Annotated in this window: 15 protein-coding genes; 11 read left to right on the forward strand and 4 right to left on the reverse strand. The window is 73.5% G+C overall.

Features of this window, described 5'->3' with window-relative positions; translation table 11 throughout:
- Positions 1-66: 66 nt before the first annotated feature.
- Positions 67-747, reverse strand: a complete 681-nt coding sequence (locus tag CP969_RS23485) for an MOSC domain-containing protein (RefSeq protein ID WP_026084945.1) — start codon at positions 745-747, stop codon at positions 67-69.
- A gap of 79 nt (positions 748-826) precedes the next feature.
- On the opposite strand from CP969_RS23485, the gene CP969_RS23490 reads away from it, so the two are divergent.
- A complete protein-coding gene (locus tag CP969_RS23490; RefSeq protein WP_004984387.1) occupies positions 827-1,723 on the forward strand; it encodes a LysR family transcriptional regulator in 897 nt (298 codons plus the stop codon).
- A gap of 126 nt (positions 1,724-1,849) precedes the next feature.
- Here the strand turns inward: CP969_RS23490 and CP969_RS23495 are convergent, their stop codons facing one another.
- Positions 1,850-2,179, reverse strand: a complete 330-nt coding sequence (locus tag CP969_RS23495; protein WP_004984385.1) for a WhiB family transcriptional regulator — start codon at positions 2,177-2,179, stop codon at positions 1,850-1,852.
- A 379-nt stretch (positions 2,180-2,558) separates the two neighbouring features.
- Between CP969_RS23495 and CP969_RS23500 the strand changes: the two genes are divergently transcribed.
- The 4 genes from CP969_RS23500 to CP969_RS23515 all read left to right on the forward strand — a co-directional run bounded on the left by CP969_RS23500 (position 2,559) and on the right by CP969_RS23515 (position 7,208).
- Positions 2,559-3,170, forward strand: coding sequence for a response regulator transcription factor (locus CP969_RS23500; RefSeq protein WP_003948568.1), 612 nt, complete (start codon positions 2,559-2,561; stop codon positions 3,168-3,170).
- 495 nt (positions 3,171-3,665) lie between these two features.
- Positions 3,666-4,253: a sigma-70 family RNA polymerase sigma factor gene (locus CP969_RS23505; RefSeq protein WP_004984380.1), complete on the forward strand. Its 588-nt coding sequence runs from the start codon at positions 3,666-3,668 to the stop codon at positions 4,251-4,253.
- A 160-nt stretch (positions 4,254-4,413) separates the two neighbouring features.
- The gene (gene guaB / locus CP969_RS23510) at positions 4,414-5,916 is read left to right on the forward strand and encodes an IMP dehydrogenase (protein WP_016824973.1); all 1,503 of its coding nucleotides are present in this window, start codon (positions 4,414-4,416) and stop codon (positions 5,914-5,916) included.
- A gap of 167 nt (positions 5,917-6,083) precedes the next feature.
- Positions 6,084-7,208 (forward strand): GuaB3 family IMP dehydrogenase-related protein, encoded by a 1,125-nt coding sequence (locus tag CP969_RS23515; RefSeq protein ID WP_004984376.1) that lies wholly within the window; start codon positions 6,084-6,086, stop codon positions 7,206-7,208.
- Positions 7,209-7,395: 187 nt separating this feature from the next.
- Here CP969_RS23515 and CP969_RS23520 read toward each other — a convergent pair whose 3' ends face one another.
- Positions 7,396-8,604 (reverse strand): nucleotide sugar dehydrogenase, encoded by a 1,209-nt coding sequence (locus CP969_RS23520; protein ID WP_016824972.1) that lies wholly within the window; start codon positions 8,602-8,604, stop codon positions 7,396-7,398.
- Between the two features lie 273 nt (positions 8,605-8,877).
- Here CP969_RS23520 and CP969_RS23525 point away from each other — a divergent pair, with 273 nt between their 5' ends.
- Complete coding sequence (locus CP969_RS23525; protein WP_026084944.1) at positions 8,878-10,584, forward strand: glycerol-3-phosphate dehydrogenase/oxidase; 1,707 nt, start codon at positions 8,878-8,880, stop codon at positions 10,582-10,584.
- A 77-nt stretch (positions 10,585-10,661) separates the two neighbouring features.
- Here the strand turns inward: CP969_RS23525 and CP969_RS23530 are convergent, their stop codons facing one another.
- Positions 10,662-11,705, reverse strand: a complete 1,044-nt coding sequence (locus CP969_RS23530; RefSeq protein WP_016824970.1) for a serine hydrolase domain-containing protein — start codon at positions 11,703-11,705, stop codon at positions 10,662-10,664.
- A gap of 170 nt (positions 11,706-11,875) precedes the next feature.
- On the opposite strand from CP969_RS23530, the gene CP969_RS23535 reads away from it, so the two are divergent.
- From CP969_RS23535 to CP969_RS23555, 5 genes are all read left to right on the forward strand, one after another.
- Positions 11,876-13,939, forward strand: coding sequence for a serine/threonine-protein kinase (locus tag CP969_RS23535; protein ID WP_016824969.1), 2,064 nt, complete (start codon positions 11,876-11,878; stop codon positions 13,937-13,939).
- 153 nt (positions 13,940-14,092) lie between these two features.
- Positions 14,093-16,729: a protein kinase gene (locus CP969_RS23540; protein ID WP_150474958.1), complete on the forward strand. Its 2,637-nt coding sequence runs from the start codon at positions 14,093-14,095 to the stop codon at positions 16,727-16,729.
- A gap of 201 nt (positions 16,730-16,930) precedes the next feature.
- Complete coding sequence (locus tag CP969_RS23545) at positions 16,931-18,508, forward strand: protein kinase domain-containing protein (RefSeq protein WP_016824967.1); 1,578 nt, start codon at positions 16,931-16,933, stop codon at positions 18,506-18,508.
- A gap of 127 nt (positions 18,509-18,635) precedes the next feature.
- Entirely contained in the window at positions 18,636-19,853 is a 1,218-nt protein-coding gene (locus tag CP969_RS23550) for a serine/threonine-protein kinase (RefSeq protein WP_016824966.1), read from the forward strand.
- Positions 19,854-19,968: 115 nt separating this feature from the next.
- Complete coding sequence (locus CP969_RS23555; protein ID WP_171817472.1) at positions 19,969-21,711, forward strand: serine/threonine-protein kinase; 1,743 nt, start codon at positions 19,969-19,971, stop codon at positions 21,709-21,711.
- Positions 21,712-21,833 lie beyond the last annotated feature (122 nt).

A 21,833-nucleotide genomic window follows, 5' to 3' on the forward strand; every position in this document is an offset into this window, starting at 1 on the left:
CCGGCGTGCGAGCGCCCGCAGCGGCGGCCGGGCACGCCGTGTCACCACGGCGGACCGGACGGGCCGTCAGGCCTGCGCACCCGCCCCGTACTTCTCCACGTACGTCCGCGCCGCCGCCCGGGCCTCCGGATGCAGCGCCTCGCCCGCCGCCAGCAGCCGGGGAAGCAGCGCGCGGTCGGTCGTGACCGCCCGGAACTGCAGCGCGACCGTCACCTCGTGGTCCGGCCGGTGCACGATCCGCACCGCGTCGCCCGCCCGTATCTCACCGGGGCGGACCACCCGCAGATACGCGCCCGGGGCGCCCCGCCGGGTGAACCGCTTCACCCAGCCCTTCTCACCCAGATGGCCCTGGAAGGTCCGGCAGGGAATGCGCCCGGAGGTGATCTCCAGCACCGCCTCGGCCCCGACGGCCCAGCGCTCACCGATCAGGGCGCCGGACACGTCGATGCCCTCGGTGGTGAGGTTCTCGCCGAAGGAGCCGTTCCGCAGCGTGCGCCCCAGCGTGCGCTCCCACTCGTCGAGGTCCTCGCGGGCCATGGCGTACACGGCCTGGTCGTCTCCGCCGTGGTGCCGCCTCTCGCACACGGCGTCCCCGGCCAGCCCGCTCGCGCCGACCCCCTTCGGCCCCGGCGCCGCCACCCGCACCGGCCCGTCCACGGGCCGCTTGTCGATGCCGGTCAGGCCCTCGGGCTGGTCCGTGTACGGCACGCTCCGGGGGTGTCCCAGGTTCACAGACAGAAGCTTCATGGACGCACGGTAGGCGACGACGATCAAAGCGTCGACGCAGTATTCGCCGTCCTGTCAAAGGGCGGCTTATCCTTGAGGGGTGATCGAAGCCCGTCACCTGCGTGTGCTGCGCGCCGTGGCCACCACCGGTTCCTTCTCCGCCGCGGCCCGGGAACTGGGCTGCACCCAGCCCGCCGTCAGTCAGCAGATGAAGGCACTGGAGGCGTCCGTCGGCACGCCCCTGCTCGTCCGCAACGGCCGTGAGATGCGCCTGACCCAGGCCGGCGAGGCGCTGGTGCGGCACGCGGCAGGGATCCTCGCCGGGCTCACCGCCGCCGAGGAGGAGGTCGCCGCCATCGCCGGGCTGCGCGCGGGCCGGGTCCGGCTGGTCTCCTTCCCCAGCGGCAGCTCCACGCTCGTCCCGACGGCCCTCGCCGCCCTGCGCGACGCCCACCCCGGCACCCGGGTCTCCCTGGAGGAGGCCGAGCCGCCCCGCTCCGTCGAGATGCTGCGCGAGGGGGACTGCGACGTGGCGCTCGCCTTCCGCTACGCGGGGGCGGCGGGCGCGGAGGAGTGGGACGACCTCGTCGTGCGGCCGCTGCTGACGGACCGGCTCGTGGGGCTCGTGCCCGAGCGGCACCGGCTCGCGCACGCGGAGTCCGTCGCCATCGGCGAACTCGCCGAGGAGCCGTGGATCGCCGGCTGTCCCCGCTGCCGGGGACAGTTGGTCGAGGTGTGCGAGGCGGCCGGATTCACCCCGCGCATCGACTTCGCGACCGACGACTATCCGGCGGTCGCCGGCCTGGTCGGCGCCGGGCTCGGGGTCGCGGTCCTGCCCCAGCTGGCCGTCGAGTCCGTACGGCCCAGGAGGGTGCGCACCGTCGTGCTGGAGCCCGCCGTGCGGCGGGAGATCGTCGCGCTCACCCTTCCCGACCTCGCGCAGGTGCCGGCGGTCGCCGCGACGCTGGACCAGTTGGCGCGGGCGGCGACCCGGTAGCCCGGGCCGGACCGCGGACCGCGGCGGGTCCGCTCCCGGGTGACGGTCGGTGACCGCGCCGGAAAAGATCAGGGGCACGCGTACGTGCCCCGGGTTCTACGGATCAGTCTTTACAGAAACGTTCCTTCAGGTGCTCGAAGCGGCGTGCCCGCCGGCCGCCGACGCCGACACCAGCCTGTTGCGCGCCCGTCCCATCAGTTCCTCGCGCTCGTCCTCGGTCAGTCCGCCCCATACGCCGTACGGTTCGCGTACCGCCAGCGCGTGGGCGGCGCACTCGGCGCGCACCGGGCACCTCATGCAGACTTCTTTGGCCGAGTTCTCACGAGCGCTTCGAGCAGCGCCCCGCTCGCCCTCCGGGTGGAAGAAGAGCGAGCTGTCCACCCCGCGGCACGCAGCCAGGAGCTGCCAGTCCCACAGGTCCGCGTTCGGTCCGGGAAGGCGGGAGAAATCTGCCATTGCGTGACCCCTTGTAGCCGTTCTGGGCGGATCCGGTGTCCACGACCGTACAACTACGATCCAAGGAGATGAAAATATGACTCATTGCGAATCTAGCCTCAGACACCAATGAAAGGGAAGAAAAGGGGCTGAATGGGGCACGGTTGTGGTGAAAGTTCGAGGGTCCGTGGTGCATGTCCGCTTCGTGTCCGACTCCTCACGTAGAGTGCCGAAGATGGCAGACGGCCCCGTAACTCTTTCGAGTGACCGTCGTTGAGAGTGCGAGGCGGTTGAAGGAACAAGCGCTCGGGCAGGCGTCCGAGACGGTCGACCGCACAGGTGACGATTTCGTACCAGCCTGGAGGCTCAAGGTGACGCGCATCAGCTGCGGAGGGCGGCCATGACTTCCGTCCTCGTCTGCGACGACTCCCCGCTCGCCCGAGAGGCGCTCCGCCGCGCGGTCGCGACCGTGCCCGGCGTCGAGCGTGTGACGACGGCCGCCAACGGCGAGGAAGTCCTCCGCCGCTGGGGGGCCGATCGCTCGGATCTGATTCTGATGGATGTGCGCATGCCCGGTCTGGGCGGCGTGGAGACCGTCCGGCGGCTGCTGTCCGCCGACCCCGGAGCGCGCATCATCATGCTCACCGTCGCCGAGGACCTCGACGGTGTGGCGCTCGCGGTGGCCGCCGGTGCCCGCGGCTACCTGCACAAGGACGCGTCCCGCGCGGAACTGCGCGCCACGGTCACGCAGGCGCTCGCCGACCCGACCTGGCGGCTCGCCCCGCGCCGGCTGCGCTCCGCCGAGATGGGCGCCGCGCCCACGCTCACCGCGCGTGAGATCCAGGTCCTCGAAGGCATGAGCCACGGCCGCTCCAACGCCGAGATCGGCCGGGAACTGTTCCTCTCCGAGGACACCGTCAAGACGCACGCGCGGCGGCTCTTCAAGAAGCTCGGCGCCTCGGACCGGGCCCACGCGGTGGCGCTCGGCTTCCGGTGGGGCCTCGTGCGCTAGGGCCTGTCCTCCGGATCGGACCGGCTTCGGCGTGCGGCGCCGGGCGGCGGCCGACGAGCGGGGGCACGCGGATGCCCCCGCCCGGGCCGGACACGCGCAGGACGGTGCCCCCGGCCGGGGCGCCCACGCGTGGGACGACGCCGACCGGCGAGGACCGCTCCCCGTCCGGACGGGAGCCGCGGCTCGGCGGGGCGGGCCCCCGGCGGCGCGGCCCCGGACCGATCCGGACGACAGGCCCCGGGGCCGGCCGCGCACGCCGCGGAAAGGGCGCCGGGAACCCGGTTCACCAGGGCATCGGCGGCGGCCGAAGGGTGCCCTCTGCTTGTTTCGCCGCGGATGACGCATCCTTGAGGTGTGGAGTTCCTCGGGGACGAGTCGGTCGAGCGGAAGGGGAGGGCGCAGGGGATGAGTTCCGCCGCACCTGCTCATAACGCTTCGGTGCACAACAAGGGACGCGGTGCCGCGGACCCGGGGCCCGCAGGGCACCATGGACCGATGCGCGACGACGAGGCGGGCACTGCCCAGGGGGCGATCGGTGCGCTCGTCCACCGCGCCGTCGACGGGGACGAGCAGGCCACGCACGATCTGTTGGCCCGTGTCCACCCCTTGGCGCTGCGCTACTGCCGCACCCGGCTGTCCCGGCTTCCGGGCGACGCCCGGCACTTCGTCGAGGACCTCGCCCAGGAGGTCTGCGTCGCGGTGCTCCTCGCGCTGCCCCGTTACAAGGACACCGGGCGGCCCTTCGAGGCGTTCGTCTTCGCCATCGCCGCGCACAAGGTCGCCGACCTGCAGCGCGCGGCGATGCGGCACCCCGGCTCGACGGCGGTGCCCTCCGACGAGATGCCCGAGCGCCCCGACGACTCGCTCGGCCCGGAGGAGCGCGCCCTGCTCAGCAGCGATGCCGAGTGGGCCAAGAAACTGCTGGCCAACCTGCCCGAGAACCAGCGGGAGCTGCTGCTGCTGCGCATCGCCGTGGGCCTCACGGCGGAGGAGACCGGACAGATGTTGGGAATGTCACCCGGCGCGGTCCGGGTGGCCCAGCACCGTGCGCTGAGCCGGCTGCGCGCGCTGGCGGAGCAGTAACCGCCGTCGGCGCTTCGCCCCTTCGGCGCGTGAACGGGCCCGCAGCGGTGCCCGTACGAACATACGAAGCCCGGAGCCGTGCATGATCGTGGAATGGGACACCATCGCTTCCCGTTAGCATGGACATCCGCACCGATCAAGGCCATTTGGGGAAGGTGTCATGACTGCCAACGTCGACGGAGTGCCCGGTAAATTCGCGACACTCGGGCTGACCTACGACGACGTGCTGCTGCTGCCGGGCGCATCGGAAGTGCTCCCCAACGCGGTCGACACCTCGTCCCGCATCTCCCGCAACGTGCGGGTCAACATCCCGCTGCTGTCCGCCGCCATGGACAAGGTCACCGAGTCGCGCATGGCGATCGCGATGGCCCGCCAGGGCGGCGTCGGCGTCCTGCACCGCAACCTCTCGATCGAGGACCAGGTCAACCAGGTCGATCTGGTGAAGCGGTCCGAGTCCGGGATGGTCACGGACCCGATCACGGTGCACCCGGACGCGACGCTCGCCGAGGCCGACGCGCTGTGCGCCAAGTTCCGCATCAGCGGTGTCCCCGTCACCGACGGCAACGGCAAGCTGCTCGGCATCGTCACCAACCGCGACATGGCCTTCGAGACCGACCGCTCCCGTCAGGTGCGCGAGGTCATGACCCCCATGCCGTTGGTGACCGGCACGGTCGGCATCTCCGGTACCGACGCCATGGGACTGCTGCGCCGCCACAAGATCGAGAAGCTTCCGCTGGTCGACGACGAGGGCGTCCTCAAGGGCCTGATCACCGTCAAGGACTTCGTGAAGGCGGAGCAGTACCCGAACGCCGCCAAGGACGCCGAGGGCCGTCTGCTCGTCGGTGCCGCGGTGGGCGCCAGCCCGGAGGCCCTGGAGCGGGCCCAGGCACTGGCCGAGGCCGGTGTGGACTTCCTGGTCGTCGACACCTCGCACGGCCACAACCGCAACGCCCTCAACTGGATGTCCAAGATCAAGTCGAGCGTGGGCGTCGACGTGATCGGCGGCAACGTCGCCACCCGCGACGGGGCGCAGGCGCTGATCGACGCCGGTGTGGACGGCATCAAGGTGGGTGTCGGCCCGGGTTCCATCTGCACCACGCGCGTGGTCGCCGGCATCGGCGTCCCGCAGGTCACGGCCATCTACGAGGCGTCCCTCGCGGCCCGTCCGGCCGGCATCCCGCTGATCGGCGACGGCGGTCTGCAGTACTCCGGCGACATCGGCAAGGCCCTCGCCGCCGGCGCCGACACGGTGATGCTGGGCAGCCTGCTGGCGGGCTGCGAGGAGTCGCCGGGCGAGCTGCTGTTCATCAACGGCAAGCAGTTCAAGTCGTACCGCGGCATGGGCTCCCTGGGCGCCATGCAGTCGCGCGGCCAGGGCAGGTCGTACTCGAAGGACCGCTACTTCCAGGCGGACGTGGCGTCCGACGACAAGCTCGTCCCCGAGGGCGTCGAGGGCCAGGTGCCCTACCGCGGCCCGCTGTCCAACGTGCTGCACCAGCTCGTCGGCGGTCTGCGGCAGACCATGGGCTACGTGGGGGCCGCCACCATCGACGAGATGGAGTCCAAGGGCCGCTTCGTGCGGATCACCTCGGCGGGTCTGAAGGAGAGCCACCCCCACGACATCCAGATGACGGTCGAGGCGCCGAACTACAGCAAGCAGTAGCGGGCAGTGGCGCACGCGCGCGGGGAGCACGTCTGAGCGTGCCGAGCCCCGCCGAGGGCGGTCCCGGGCGTTTTGGGGCCGCCCTCGCCGTCCGTCCGGGGCGGTGACCGCCGCGGCCGTCGGGGATACTGGAAGGTGCTGCAACGCATCAGGGAAAGGCCACAGACGTGACTGAGATCGAGATCGGGCGCGGCAAGCGCGGCCGCCGGGCGTACGCCTTCGACGACATCGCGGTCGTCCCCAGCCGCCGTACGCGGGACCCGAAGGAGGTCTCGATCGCCTGGCAGATCGACGCCTACCGGTTCGAGCTGCCGTTCCTGGCCGCTCCCATGGACTCGGTGGTCTCGCCGGCCACGGCGATCCGCATCGGCGAACTCGGCGGCCTCGGCGTGCTGAACCTCGAGGGCCTGTGGACGCGCTACGAGGACCCGCAGCCGCTGCTGGACGAGATCGTCGCACTGCCCGCCGAGGCGGCCACCCGCCGCCTCCAGGAGATCTACACCGCCCCCATCAAGGAGGAGCTGATCGGGCAGCGGATCAAGGAGGTGCGCGACTCGGGGGTGGTCACCGCCGCCGCGCTCTCCCCGCAGCGCACCGCCCAGTTCTCCAAGGCCGTCGTCGACGCGGGCGTGGACATCTTCGTCATCCGCGGTACGACGGTCTCGGCGGAGCACGTCTCGTCCTCGCACGAGCCGCTGAACCTGAAGCAGTTCATCTACGAACTCGACGTCCCGGTGATCGTCGGCGGCTGCGCCACCTACACGGCGGCCCTGCACCTGATGCGCACCGGCGCGGCCGGCGTGCTGGTCGGCTTCGGCGGCGGCGCCGCGCACACCACGCGCAACGTGCTCGGCATCCAGGTCCCGATGGCCACCGCGGTCGCCGACGTGGCCGCCGCCCGCCGCGACTACATGGACGAGTCCGGCGGCCGGTACGTGCACGTGATCGCGGACGGCGGCGTCGGCTGGTCCGGCGACCTGCCCAAGGCGATCGCCTGCGGCGCCGACGCGGTGATGATGGGCTCCCCGCTCGCCCGCGCGACCGACGGCCCGGGGCGGGGCAACCACTGGGGCATGGAAGCCGTCAACGAGGAACTGCCGCGCGGCAAGAAGGTCGACCTCGGCACGGTCGGCACCCTGGAGGAGATCCTCACCGGCCCGTCCCACACGCCCGACGGCTCGATGAACCTCTTCGGCGCCCTGCGCCGCGCGATGGCCACCACGGGCTACAGCGAGCTGAAGGAGTTCCAGCGCGTCGAGGTGACGGTGGCGGACTCGCAGCACCGGCGGTGATCCTTCCCGCGCCACGCCGAGGGGCCGGCCACCCGGACGGGGTGACCGGCCCCTTCGCATGGGGGGAAGAGGAGCGCCCATGGGACGCCGCCGCACGCGCGCCCGCCGGGACCGGATCCGTCCTCGGGCGGTGGGGTGCCGGAGGAGGCGGCTCCTGCGAAGCCCCGGAAGGGGGCGCTCGCCCCTCTCACAACCGGTGCGCCGCCCCCGTGGGAGTCGCCCCCCGCGTGTCCAGCAGCAGCTGGGCCTTCACCGACAGGCCCTGCAGGTCGTAGGTGCGGTGCTGCTGGAGCAGGATCGTCAGGTCGGCGTCGGCGGCGGCCTCGTAGAGGGAGTCGGCGCGGGGGAGCGGGCGGTCGAGGACGCTCCAGGACGGCACGTGCGGATCGTGGTAGCTGACGGACGCGCCGAGCTCCATCAGCCGGATCGCGATCTCCTGGGCGGGGGAGCCCTGCAGGTCGGCGAGGTCGGCCTTGTAGGTAACGCCGAGGAGGAGCACGCGGGCGCCCCGCGCGGACTTGCCGTGCTCGTTGAGGAGCGCGGCGGCGCGCTGGACGACGTAGTGCGGCATCCGGCCGTTGACCTGCTGGGCGAGTTCCGCCATGCGCAGGGTGCGGCCCGCGTGGGCGGTCAGGTCCTGGGGCACGGTGTGGCCGCCGACGCCGGGACCGGGGCGGAAGGGGAGGAAGCCGAAGGGCTTGGTCTCCGCGCAGCGGATGACGTCCCACAGGTCGACGCCCAGGTCGTGGCAGAGCACGGCCATCTCGTTGACCAGGGCGATGTTGACGTGCCGGAAATTGGTCTCCAGCAGCTGCACGGTCTCCGCCTCGCGGGGGCCGCGCGCGCGGACCACCTTGTCGGTGAGCCGTCCGTAGAAGGCGGCGGCCGACTCGGTGCAGGCCGGGGTGAGGCCGCCGATGACCTTGGGGGTGTTGGCGGGGGTGAAGTCGCGGTTGCCGGGGTCGACGCGGCTGGGGGAGTAGGCGAGGTGGAAGTCGCGGCCGGCGCGGAGCCCCGATCCCGACTCGAGCAGGCGCAGGAGGGGGCCCTCCGTCGTCCCGGGGAGCGCGGGGGACTCGAGGATCACCGTGGTGTGCGGGCGCAGCCGGGCGGCGAGCGTGCGGGCGGCCGTCTCGACCTGGCTCAGGTCCGGCCCGCCGTCCGTGCCGCGCGGGGTCGGCGCGCAGATGACCGCGGTGCGCACCCGGCCGAGCTCGGCGGCGTTGGTCGTCGTGCGGAAGCCCTGGGCGAGCATGCGGCGCTGTTCGGCGGGGGTGAGGGAGCCCGCCTCGGGGCCGGTCCGGTAACCGATGGTGGGGATGCCGGCGGCGACGGCGGCCTGGGCCAGGGGCAGGCCGTACGGTCCGAGTCCGATGACGGCGAGATCTGCGGGCATGGCGTGGCCCGTCCTTCCCAGTAGCCGAAGCGGGACAGGTGCGCAAGCCCTGTGGACAGGACGGGCGAGCGCAATGTCAGACTAGGAGTAAATATGACCGATATGTGGGATTGGTCGGCCGAGTTTCGGTGAGTCGTCCCGCGGGGCTGTCCACAGGCCGCGGGTGCGTGGTGGCTGAAGCGGGGCAAGACGGTCAGAATTTGGGCATGAGGGAGGGGGACCGGGCTTCGCCCGACGGGTGCGGCCTACGCGATCGAAGAGCGGGAGGCAGCGGTGAGGACAGCGATACTGGGGCCGACGCAGCGTGCCGAGTCACTCGCATCCATGGCCGAGCGCGAGCTGGACGTGCTGGTGGTGGGCGGCGGCGTGGTCGGCGCGGGCACCGCGCTCGACGCCGCGACCCGCGGCCTGTCCACGGGCCTGGTCGAGGCGCGTGACTGGGCGTCGGGCACCTCCAGCCGGTCCAGCAAGCTGATCCACGGCGGCCTGCGGTATCTGGAGATGCTCGACTTCGCGCTGGTGCGGGAGGCGTTGAAGGAGCGCGGTCTGCTGCTGGAGCGGCTCGCCCCGCACCTGGTGAGGCCGGTGCCGTTCCTGTACCCGTTGCAGCACAAGGGCTGGGAGCGGCTGTACGCCGGGGCGGGCGTCGCGCTCTACGACGCCATGTCGATGGCCCGCGGCTACGGACGGGGCCTGCCCCTGCACCGCCACCTGAGCCGACGTCACGCACTGCGGGTCGCCCCCTGTTTGAAGAAGGAGGCGCTGGTCGGGGCGTTGCAGTACTACGACGCCCAGATGGACGACGCCCGGTTCGTGGCGACGCTCGTCCGCACGGCCGCGGCGTACGGCGCGAAGGTCGCCAACCGGGCGCGGGTGACCGGTTTCCTGCGTGAGGGCGAACGGGTCGTCGGCGCCCGGGTGCGGGACGTCGAGGGCGGCGGCGAGTACGAGGTCCGCGCCCAGCAGGTCGTCAACGCCACCGGGGTGTGGACCGACGACACCCAGGCGATGGTCGGGGAGCGGGGGCAGTTCCACGTCCGGGCCTCCAAGGGCATCCACCTGGTCGTCCCCAAGGACCGCATCCACTCCACGACCGGGCTCATCCTGCGCACCGAGAAGTCCGTGCTGTTCGTCATCCCCTGGGGCCGGCACTGGATCGTCGGGACCACGGACACCGACTGGGACCTCGACAAGGCGCACCCGGCCGCGTCCAGCGCGGACATCGACTACCTGCTGGAACACGTCAACTCGGTGCTCGCGGTCCCGCTCACGCGGGACGACGTCGAGGGCGTGTACGCCGGCCTGAGGCCGCTGCTCGCGGGGGAGTCGGACGCCACCAGCAAACTGTCGCGCGAGCACACCGTGGCCCACCCCGTGCCGGGGCTCGTCGTGGTGGCGGGCGGCAAGTACACGACGTACCGGGTCATGGCCAAGGACGCGGTGGACGAGGCGGTGCACGGACTCGACCTGCGCGTCGCCGACTGCGTCACCGAGGACACGCCGCTGGTGGGCGCCGAGGGGTACCGGGCGCTGTGGAACGCGCGGGCGCGGATCGCCGCGCGCACCGGACTGCACACGGTGCGGGTGGAGCACCTGCTGCACCGGTACGGATCGATGGCGGAGGAGGTCCTGGAGCTCATCGCCTCGGACCCCTCGCTGGGCGAGCCGCTGCAGGCGGCCGACGACTACCTGCGCGCCGAGATCACCTATGCCGCCTCGCACGAGGGGGCGCGGCACCTGGACGACGTGCTGACGCGGCGCACCCGCATCTCGATCGAGACGTTCGACCGGGGGACGCGCAGCGCACGTGAGGCCGCCGAACTGATGGCCCCGGTGCTGGGCTGGGACGAGGACCGGATCGAGCGCGAGGTGGAGCACTACGAGAAGCGGGTGGAGGCCGAACGGGAGTCGCAGCGGCAGCCCGACGACCTGACGGCGGACGCGGCACGGCTGGGGGCCCCGGACATCGTGCCGTTGTAGGGAGCCGGCCCGAACCGCTCCTCGTATCACTCGAACGAGTGGCGCAAACCGGGATCCTCGTTCGGAACCCGGTCGTTCTACGAGGTGCGGGGGCAGAACTCGGCCGCGAGCACCGCGGGTTCGAGACCGGGGTCCGTCATCGTGTCCGTGTTGACCCGGAAGGTCAGGACGTGTCGGCCGTCGACGGTGGCCGCGGTGCGCACATAGCTGCCGGAGATGCGTCCGTTGTGCCCCCACACGGTGGTGCCGCACGGGAGCTCCACGGGGAACAGGCCCAAGCCGTACGAGCCGTGTGTGGCACGGGTGTCGAGCATCTCGCGCAGTCGGAGAGGGGGCAGCAACTCACCGCCGAGCAGGGCCGCGTAGAAGCGGTCCAGGTCGGCCAGCGTGGTCACCAACTCGCCCGCGGCGCCGGCCACCCGCGGGTCGAGCAGGGTGACGTCGGTTCCGTCGGCGGCGTAGGCGCGGCCGTACGGCCGGGGCAGTGACCTGCGGGAACCCGGGAAGGAGGTGCCCGTCAGACGCAGGGGAGTGATGATGCGGCGCTCGGCCTCGACGGCGTAGGAGCGGCCGGTGACCTGTTCGACGACCAGGCCGAGCAGGACGTAGTTGGTGTTCGAGTAGGAGAAGCGGCCGCGGCCGGCCGGGGAGTGGGTGAGCGCGATGCGTACGGCCTGAAGGGGCGTGACCGGGACGGCGCCCGCCGTGTCCGCGGAGAAGTCGTGCAGGCCGCTGGTGTGGTTGAGCAGGGAACGCAGGGTCAGCGCGCGGCCGTTGTTGCCCGCTCCCCGTACCAGGCCGGGCAGATGCTCCTCCACGGTGTCGGACAGCGACAGCCTCCGCTCGTCGGCCAGTTGCAGCACGACGGTCGCGATGAACGTCTTCGTGACGCTTCCGCCGCGGAAGTGGTCGGCCCGCGCTATGCCCTCTCCGGCGTGGGCGTAGCGGGAGCCGCTCCCGTCCAGGGACAGCAGGGCCGCGGCCGGGGCCCCGCCCGGTGCGACCCAGGACGGAAGGAGCGCGTCCGCGGGCGAGGCCGCCGGGGCCGACGAAGCGGTCGGGGCCAGAGCGAGCAGAGCGAGGGCCACGGGAACGGCCAGGAGTGTCCGAAACGGCGGCATCCCGGCTCCTCCCTCGTCGGAGGTTCATCATGCAAGGTGGCGGAACGAGGCCTTCAGCCGGGCTCCGCACACCCGGCCCCGGCACACCGCCAGAGGCACCCTGGGCGTCGGCCACTTGTCGGGTGAGGGACAATGAAGGCTCTGTCAGGGCGGGTTGCATGAGGGGACGCATGTCGGAGGCGGAGCGGGCGGGGACATCTCGTCAGAACAAGGACGCACGTCTCCTCGCCGGGCGGTACCGGCTGGGAGACGTGCTCGGCCGCGGCGGCATGGGGACGGTGTGGCGGGCCGAGGACGAGACCCTGGGACGTACCGTCGCCGTCAAGGAACTCCGCTTCCCGTCGAACATCGACGAGGAGGAGAAGCGGCGGCTGATCACGCGGACGCTGCGCGAGGCCAAGGCGATCGCACGGATCCGCAACAACAGCGCCGTGACCGTCTTCGACGTGGTCCAGGAGGACGACCGGCCCTGGATCGTGATGGAACTCGTCGAGGGCAAGTCGCTCGCCGAGGCCATCCGGGAGGACGGCCTGCTGGAGCCGAAGCGCGCCGCCGAGGTCGGGCTGGCCGTGCTCGACGTGCTGCGCTCCGCGCACCGCGAGGGCATCCTGCACCGTGACGTGAAGCCGTCGAACGTACTGATCGCCGATGACGGCCGGGTGGTGCTCACCGACTTCGGCATCGCCCAGGTCGAGGGCGACCCGTCCATCACCTCGACCGGCATGCTGGTCGGCGCGCCCTCCTACATCTCCCCGGAGCGGGCCCGCGGGCACAAGCCCGGGCCGGCGGCCGACCTGTGGTCGCTCGGCGGGCTGCTGTACGCGGCGGTGGAGGGTTCGCCGCCGTACGACAAGGGGTCCGCGATCGCGACGCTCACGGCGGTGATGACCGAGCCGCTCGAGGAGCCGAAGAACGCGGGACCGCTTCGGGACGTCATCCACGGGCTGCTCACCAAGGACCCCGCCCAGCGACTCGACGACGCCGGCGCCCGGGCGATGCTGAACGCGGTCATCCACGCGCCGGAGACCAGGACGGCCGGGTCGGAGCCCGCGGACGCGACCAAGGTCGTGCCGCTGCCCGGGCAGTCCGGCGGGCGGAACGACTCCGGGAGCGGGCAGGGCGAGGAGTCCGGGGAGAAGCTGCGGGGCGCGTTGCGTTCCGTGCGGAAGGCGGCGGCGGTCGCCGGTTCGGCCGGAGCGGCGGCCGCGGCACGCGCCAAGTCCGGCGGCCCGGAGGCGTCTTCGAGGGCCGGCGGAGCCGCCGGGACCCGGGCGGCGGGGGCGCCCGGAGCACGGACGGGTGCGGCGCCGTCCGCTTCCGCCCCGGCCGCGGGACAGGCGACCGCGCAGGACACGCCGGCCTCGGGCGGGCGGAGTTCGGGCTGGCCGGTGATGACGCCGCCGGACCTGCCGGCGAGGCCCGCGCCGAAGGCGTCGCTCACCGACGTCGTGCCGCGGCGGACCCTGGTGATCATCGCGGTGGCCGTGGTGCTCGCCGTCCTCGGCGCCGTGCTGCTCTTCGCGCTCGACGGCGACGACGGGAACGGCCAGGGGGCGAAGGGAAGCGGCGTCGGCGAGGTCCTCGACGACGGGACGCCGAGCGCGGACACCAGGAGCGACGAGGGCGACGGCACCCGCACCGACGGCACGGCGACCGGACCGGCGGACGGGGAAACCGGTGCGTCGGCGGACACCCCGGGGGCCGGCGGCGACGGAGCGGGCAATTCCGACGACTCCGACGACTCCGAGGAATCGAACGGCTCCGACGACCCGGACGACTCCGCCGAGGACGGCGGCGGTGCCCCGGTGAAGGAGACGTACGAGGGGAAGCAGGGGTACTCGATCGGGCTGCCCGCGGGCTGGAAGTACCGGTCGACGGGGAGCGCCGGGGACCGGTTCACCGGACCCGACGGGCAGAAGCTGCTCATCGCCTGGACGTCCACGCCGAAGGGCGACCCCGTGGCGGACTGGAAGAACCAGGAACGCTACATGGTGCGTTCGCAGTACCAGAGGATCCGCATCGAGGGGGTGGACTACCGGGGGTGGAACACGGCCGACTGGGAGTTCACCTACGTGGAGAGCGGGACGAAGTACCGCACCATCGACCGGGGGTTCGTCGTCGAGGACCGGGTCGGCTACGCGCTGATGTACACGGCCAGGGCCGACCGGTGGGACGGCGAGCAGCGCAAGGACACCTGGAAGACGCTGACGAAGTCGTTCGAACCCAAGTCCTGAGCATGAGCGGGCCCCGGAACGGGAAATGAGATGTGGCATCCCCTCTCTGCGGGTTGCCTCCGGCACGTATCGTGAATGCTTGCGGACCGTACGAAGCCGGAACGGCCCGCTGGGCGAGCGGAACTGACCGACCGTACGGCCGGGGGAGGCAACGTGGAGGACTACGCGGGACGGGTGCTCGCCGACCGCTACCGCCTGCCGCTGCCGCCCTCCGACGAGTACGAACTCACCGAGACCCGCGCCTTCGACACCTACAGCGGTCAGGAAGTCCTGGTCCGGCAGATCCCGTTGCCGGAGGTCGTCGAGGCCGAGGTGCTCGACGCGGAGGGACTGCCCGACGGCTTCACGGCCCGTGACGGGGGCGCGCGACGCGGCCCCGGGCCCGCGTCCGCGGGTGTGCGGCGGCCCACCGATCCGGTCGTGCGGCGCGCCGTCGAGGCCGCGCAGGCGGCGGCCGCCCTCCCCGACCATCCGCGGCTGGACCAGGTCTTCGACGTGTTCGCGGAGGGCGGTTCGCTGTGGATCGTCAGTGAGCTGGTGGCCGCGCGTCCGCTGGCGGCCCTGCTCGCCGAGAAGCCGCTGTCCCCGTACCGGGCCGCGGAGGTCGCCTCCGACGTCCTGATGGCCCTGCGGGTGCTGCACTCCCACGGCTGGGTGCACCGCAACATCACCGTCCGCACCGTGCTCGTCTGCGACGACGGCCGGGTGGTGCTGACCGGTCTCGCGGTCGGCGCGGCGGAGGAGGCGCTGTGCGGCTACGACCCGGTACCGGCTCCGGACGAGGAACCGGAAGGAGGGGCCGGAGAGCGGGCGGGGGCGGTCGAGGCCCTGACTCCGGTGGCGCCCGCGGGGACACCGGACCCGGGACGCGGCCCGTCCTGGCCCTCCGGGTTCGCCGCCCCGGCTCCCGCCCCGCCCCACGACCCCGACGCCGCGCGACGGGCCGCCATCGAGGCCCGGGCCGGCCGGCTGCCCTCGGGCGGGGCGGACACGGTGGGCGGCGTCCCCGCCGCGACGGCCCCGCAGGCCCTGGACAGCGCGGGGGACGTGCGGGCGGCACGTGCGGGCGCGATCGCCGCGTACCGGGCGGGCGCCCGCGCCGCCGCCCGGGTGCAGGAGGCCCGGCAGAGCGGCCGCGCCGCCCTGCCCGGAGCCCGACCCGCCCCCGAGGACGGCGCACCGGTCCCCGCCCCGCACGACGCCGCGCAGCCGCCGTACGTCCCGGAGCAGGGCGGCGGCACGGACACGGCGGCCGGGGCGGTTCCGCCGGGACGGATAGCCGACCCCTACGGCGTGGGTGCCGCCGGCCGGTACGGCGCCGCACCCCGCACCGGCGGCGCACCGGCGGTCGGCGACGAGCGGCACGGGCAGCCGCCTACGTCCCTTCCGGCCGGCGGCGCCCCCGCCGCGGGGGACGGCCGCGCCCTCGGCCCGGCGGCCGACGCGCCGGGACCCGGCGGAGCCGCCCCGCCCGCCCGGTGGGACGACCTGGTGGCACGCACGCCCGCGCGCCGCGGCCCGACCACCGCGCTGGCCGCCGAGCGGGCGCGGCAGACCCGGATGGCCGTCGTCGGACCCGTGACGGAGCGGTGGGCGCCGGAGCAGGCCGGTCCGGTGCACGAGAACTGGCAGCTGGCCGCACCGATCGGGCCCGCGACCGACCTGTGGGCGCTGGGCGCGCTGCTGTTCCGGGCCGTCCAGGGGCACGCGCCGTACCCGGAGGAGTCGACGGCCGAGCTGGTGCAGATGGTGTGCGCCGAGCCGCCCGCGTTCGCCGAGGAGTGCGGGCCGCTGAGGCCGGTCGTGGAGTCGCTGCTGCGTCAGGACCCCACCGAGCGGCCCGACTTCGAGGAGCTGCGCGGCTGGCTGCGTTCGCTGGTGCGGTCGGCGCCCGAGCCGGAGGCCGGCGTGCACGTCATCACGGCGCCGCCCGTCGACGCGAGCCGGCTGCCGGTCGTACGGCGGCGAGGCGAGCTGGTGCGCAGGCGGCGCGCCGCACTGCCCGCGCACCACGGACGGCACAAACGGGCCAAGCAGCGGAACCGTTCGCCGCGCCGGCTGGGCCGCACCCTGCTCCTGCTGGTGCTGCTCGCCATGGCCGCGGCGATCGCGTACGCCGTGCTGTTCATGCCGAAGGCCGGTGAGGGGACCTCGGGTGCGGGCACGGCCGATCGCACCGGAGCGACCGGCGAGGCGCCGCGCTCCCCGGACGCGGGGGGCGGCCGGACCTCGCCGGAGCCGGAGGACGGCTCCGGGGACGGCTCGGCGGAGCCCCCCGGGGCGGACCCCGGGAAGTCGGCCGCCTCCACCGGGGCGCAGACCACCGGCCCCGAGGTCGCCGACGGCTTCACCCTGCGCAAGGACCCCGAGGGTTTCCGGGTCGCCGTCGCCGAGGGCTGGGCGCGCACCGCGAAGAACGGCAGCGGCCAGGTCGTCTACTCCCGGGGCGACTTCGAGCTCATCGTCGTACCCGGCCGGGACAGCGCGGCGACGTACGGCAGCGACCCCATGGCCTACCAGCGGGACGACGAGCGCGAACTCCAGCCGTACCGCGACTCCAGCTGGGCCACCTCCACCGGTCTGAAGACCATCGAGGTGGGCGGACGGACCATGGCCGAGGGGCAGTTCACCTGGACCGGCGGCGACGGGAGCGAGCTGTACGTCCGCAACCTCGCGGCGCTGATCGACGGCCGCTACCACGTGGTGCAGGTGCGCGGGCCCGAGGCCGAACGGGACGAGGTGACCCGGCTGTTCGACCAGGCGGCGGCGACCTACCGGTTCACCGGCTGACGGGTCCGTACCGCAGGTCCCCGCGGGTTCCCGCAGGTCCCCGGGGGGTTCCGCAGGCCTCCGCGCACGCTCCGGCCGCCTTCCGTCCCCACGGCGGCGACCATCACAGTGCGGTCTCCATGGCACCCCTTCGGTTCCCCGGAGGGAACCGGGTCCTTACCCTGGCCCTTGTCAAGAACATTGCGGGGCAACGTGAATCAGATGCAGGGCCTGCTCGTCGCGGGCCGCTACCGGCTCGGTGACGCCATCGGCACCGGTGGCATGGGGCGGGTGTGGCGTGCGCACGACGAGGTGCTGCACCGGGCCGTCGCGGTCAAGGAACTGACCGCCGCGCTCTACGTCTCCGACAGCGAGCGGGCCGTGCTGCTGGCGCGCACCCGCGCGGAGGCGCGGGCGGCCGCGCGGATCAACCACTCCGCCGTCGTCACGGTGCACGACGTGCTGGAGCACGACGGCCGGCCGTGGATCGTGATGGAGCTGGTCGAGGGCCGTTCGCTGGCCGACGCGGTGGAGGAGCGGGAACGCGTCGAGCCCCGCGAGGCCGCGCGCATCGGCCTGTGGGTGCTGCGCGCGCTGCGCGCCGCGCACACCGCCGGCGTCCTGCACCGCGACGTCAAGCCCGGCAACGTCCTCCTCGGCCGGGACGGCCGCGTACTGCTCACCGACTTCGGCATCGCGCAGATCGACGGCGACACGGCCATCACCCGCACCGGGGAGGTCGTCGGATCGGTCGACTACCTCGCACCCGAGAGGGTGCGCGGCCAGGACCCCGGCCCCTCCTCCGACCTGTGGGCGCTCGGCGCGACGCTGTACACGGCGGTGGAGGGCCGGTCGCCGTTCCGCCGCACCTCGCCGCTGACCACCATGCAGGCGGTCGTCGAGGAGGAGGCCTCCGAGCCGCTCCACGCCGGCCCGCTCGCGCCCGTCATCAGCGCACTCCTGCGCAAGGATCCGGCCATCCGGCCCGACGCGGCCGAGGCCGAGCGGATGCTCGCCGAGGCGGCGGAAGGGCGCCGTCCGGACGCGCCGACGCGGGTCGTCACCGCCCATGTGCCGGCGCCGCACGGGACCCGGCCGAACACCGTCCTGCCCCCACAGGTCCCGTCGGCGGCCGACTTCGCGGCCGTGCGTCCGCCGCACGCGCCCGCCGCCGCGCCCCGCCGCCGAGGGCGCCTGGTCGCGCTGGTCGTCGCCCTGGCCGCGATCGTCGGCGGGGGGACCGCGGTGGTGCTGCAGCAGGGAGACGAGGACCCGGGCACGGGCGGTGCCGCGACCGCTTCCGGCACCGCGGGGACCGGGTCCCCGGGCGGCCTCCCGGCGGGCTGGGTGCGCCGCACCGACCCCTACGGCTTCGGCATCGTCCTGCCCGGCGAGGACTGGGAACGCGTCGTCTTCGACGAGGAGACCCGGCAGGTCGACTACACGCCCGACGGCGGAAAGCACTTCATCCGCATCGCCGCCGACGACTCGCCCGACTTCGACGACCCGTACGAGCACCTGAGCGACCTGGACCAGCAGATAGGGCGGCGCCTGGTCGACTACCGGCGGGTGGGTCTGGAACGCCGCGTCTACCGGGACCGCGAGAGCGCCCGGCTGGAGTACACCTGGACCGCGCTGGCCAAGGACACCGACTTCCCGGGGCCGTACCGGGCGGTGGACCAGATGTACCTCTCGCGGGACGGGGTCGAGTACGCGATCTACATGGCGGGGCCGGCCGAGGACTGGGACACGACCGGCCGGCAGTTCGAGACGGTGCTGCGGGGCTGGCGCGAGCCCTGAGCCCTCCGGCGTGCGCGAGCCCTGGACCCCCGGCGCGCGAGCCCTGAGCCCCCGACGCGCGCGCACGCGCGCCGCTTGGCCGAATCACCGACCGGAGGGGACACATCCGGTGGGGCATGATGGGCCCATGGGGACCGAGGGGGACACCGAGAACGGGACCGCGCGGCCCAACGCCCGTGTCATCGCGGGCCGTTACCGTTTGGAGGAAAGGCTCGGACGCGGCGGCATGGGGGTGGTCTGGCGGGCCACCGACCAACTGCTCGGCCGCGGCGTCGCCGTCAAGGAACTGCCCCTGGACGAGACGCTCTCCGCGGCGGAGTCGCGGCGGCAGCGGGAGCGCACCCTGCGCGAGGCGCGGGCCCTCGCCCAGTTGAGCCACCCGCACATCATCGTCGTCCACGACGTGGTGGAGGACGACGAACGTCCTTACATCGTCCTGGAGCTGATCGACGGCGGTTCGCTCGCCGACCGGATCGCCGCACACGGCCCGGTCGACGCCGCAGAGGCCGCACGGATCGGCGTCGACCTGCTCGGCGCGCTGCGGGCGGCCCACGCGGCCGGTGTCCTGCACCGCGACCTCAAGCCCGCCAACGTCCTGCTGGAGAACGGCACCGGCCGGGTCGTCCTCACCGACTTCGGCATCGCCCGGGTCACGGGCTCCACGACGCTCACCGAGACCGGCTCCTTCGTCGGCTCGCCCGAGTACACCGCCCCCGAGCGGATGTCCGGCGCCAGGACGGGACCGGAGTCCGACCTGTGGTCGCTGGGCGCGCTGCTGTGCACGGCGCTCAGCGGCGAGTCGCCGTTCCGGCGCGACTCGCTCGGCGGTGTGCTCCACGCGGTCGTGGTCGACGAGATACGGCCACCCGCCCAGGCCGGGCCGATCCTTCCCGTCGTCCGCGGCCTGCTGGAGCGCGATCCCGACCGGCGGCTGGACGCGGACCGGGCCGAACGGATGCTGCGGGCCTTCCGCGAGACCGGCCGCACGCCCGAGTCCGCCCCGTCCGGACTGCTGCCGTCCGAGCGGGGCCCGTCCCTCCGGCGGTCCCCGGCGCGACGGGCGGAAGGGGACGGGCGGTCACCGGCCCTCCCCGCGGAGCACGCCGTACGGCGGCCGCCCACCCGGAGCGCGCTCGTGGCCGCGATGGCGGTCGCCGCGATGGCGGGAGCGGGCATCTCCGCGGCGGCGCTGCTCGTGCAGGACCGGGGCGGCGACGGAGGCGGCACACCCGCCAGCACGGCACCCGGGACCCCCGCGAGCCCGTCGCCCTCCGTGTCCCCGACCCCGTCGTCGCCCCCCTCGCCCACCCCCACGGCGACCGGTTCTCCGCCCCCGGCCGCGTAGTCCCGCGACCGCATAGCACCGTAAAAGGGAGATAAGTCCCGGTGCGCGTCACGGGTCTGTGACCGGTGCGGACCCTGGGTGGATACGCGACGGCATGGCGCGATAGGGATGGGTCATGAGCAACGATGGGGGAGCCCGCCACGGGGCCGACGAGCCCACCAGTTTTGGTCTGCAACCGCCGAACCCGAACCCGCCCGTCGCCGTGCCGCACCCCGGCAACCCGTACGCGGCGCCCACGCAGGTGGTTCCGCAGCAGGGGCAGAACCAGGGGTCCGCGCCGGACCGGGGCGAGTCCCGGCCCGACGCTCCGGCACAGCCGCCCCGGCCTCCGTCCCAGGCCCAGCCCTCGTCCCGGCCGTCCCCCGAACCCGGCACCGGGCGGATCATCGCCGGCCGCTACCGGCTGCTCGCCAAGCTCGGGCACGGCGGCATGGGCACGGTGTGGCGGGCCAAGGACGAGACGGTGGACCGCGAGGTCGCCGTCAAGGAGCCCCGCGTCCCGGACCACCTTCCTGAACGTGAACGGTCCAACGCCTTCGAGCGGATGCGCCGCGAGGCCCGTGCCGCCGCCCGGCTCGACCACCCGGCGGTGGTCAACGTGCACGACGTCGCGGTCGTGGACGGCCGGCCGTGGATCGTGATGGAACTGGTCCAGGGCCGTTCGCTGGGCGCCGTCCTGCAGGAGGAGGGCACCCTCTCCGCGCGCGAGGCCGCCCGGGTCGGCCTCGAGGTGCTCGGCGCGCTGGAGGCCGCGCACGCGGCGGGCGTCCTGCACCGTGACGTGAAGCCGGACAACGTGCTGCTCGGCCGGTACGACCGGGTCGTCCTCACCGACTTCGGCATCGCCCAGATCGAGGGCGAGACCAACCTGACCGACACCGGCGGCTTCGTCGGCTCCCCCGAGTACATCGCGCCCGAGCGGGTGCTGGGCCAGCGTCCCGGCCCCGCCTCCGACCTGTGGTCGCTCGGAGTGGTGCTGTACGCGGCCACGGAGGGCGTCTCGCCGTTCCGCCGCAGCAACACCCCCGCCACGCTCCAGTCGGTCCTCAACGCCACGCCCGCGCCGCCCGCCTCCGCTCAGGGACCGCTGGCCGAGGTCATCAACGGCCTGCTGCAGAAGGACCCGGCGCACCGTCCGAACGCCGCCCGGGTCCGTGCCCTGCTGGAGGCGGCCGCGAACCCGCCCGAGCCGCGGCCCACGCAGGTCGTCCGGGCCCCCGCCCCCGGCGGCAAGGGCGTCCGGATCGGCCGCGGAACGCTGATCGGGCTCGGCGCGGCGCTCGTGGCCGGCGCGGTGGCCGCGTACCTGGTGGTCGCCGACCCCTTCGCGGGCCCGCTGCCGGAGGGCTGGAAGACCCACAAGGAGAAGGACGTCGCGGCGACCGTCGCGGTGCCGCAGGACTACCAGCGGTCCGTGCCCGACCGGGAGTCGGACCGGGGGCACTGGGTCCGCTACACCGACTGGAGCGGCAGCATCTGGATCGGCCTGACGCTCGACAAGAAGGGCGAGGACACCGGCAACACCATCGCGGGTTCCGCCGACGCCGAGATGTACGACGACGACGCCGAGTTCAAGGAGAGGGGCAACTACACCCTCGACATGCCGGCGGACCCGAAGACCGAGCCGAGACCGAACCTGACCTACCGGGGGGAGAAGGCCGCCGAGAACACCGTCGTCTACACCACCGACGACAGCCAGAACCCCCGCCCCCGCGAGATGCGGATCTTCTACTACAGGACCGGTGAGGGCGACATGTACAAACTCACCGTCAGCTACCCGGGCAAGGGCGACTTCACGGAGCGCGGGCGCGAGGTGGCCAGGACGGTGATCGGGAACCTGGACGTCGACAAGCTCTGAACCGGCCGGCCCGGACCCGGGTCCCGCTCGACACCGACCACGTCACGGAGGCGCTCCGCGCGCACTGCCGGGACAAGACGCCGGTCCTCGTCGCCCACCGGCTGCCCACCACGGCCCCAGGC

It is taken from the genome of Streptomyces viridosporus T7A (assembly GCF_008704515.1).
GTDB classification, from domain to species: Bacteria; Actinomycetota; Actinomycetes; order Streptomycetales; family Streptomycetaceae; genus Streptomyces; species Streptomyces viridosporus.